The 255-nt window shown below is 53.7% G+C and carries 1 protein-coding gene; it reads left to right on the top strand.

What is annotated here, in order from left to right; genetic code table 11:
• Positions 1-255 (top strand): transposase (locus tag WCE05_RS26540; protein ID WP_368816910.1); only part of this gene is annotated, 255 nt, incomplete at both ends.

Below are 255 nucleotides of genomic sequence, written 5' to 3'. Positions count from 1 at the left end.
GGGGCGAGAAATATCCAACGGTGGTGGCTGCCTGGAGACGCGCCTGGGATCGAGTGATTCCATTTTTCGTCTTCCCACCGGCCATCAGAAAGGTGATTTACACCACCAACGCCATCGAGAGCATCAACGCCCAGCTACGCAAGGTCATCAAGACTCGCGGGCATTTCCCAAATGATGACGCAGCGACCAAACTGATTTGGCTGGGATTGCGCAACATAACAGCCAATTGGGGAAAACCGGCCCATGATTGGAAAA

The sequence above is a fragment of the Pseudomonas sp. I2 genome, assembly GCF_040984075.1.
GTDB lineage: Bacteria > Pseudomonadota > Gammaproteobacteria > Pseudomonadales > Pseudomonadaceae > Aquipseudomonas > Aquipseudomonas guariconensis_B.
The sequence above is the reverse complement of the archived record's forward strand: the minus strand, read 5'-3'. Positions and strand labels throughout refer to the sequence as shown.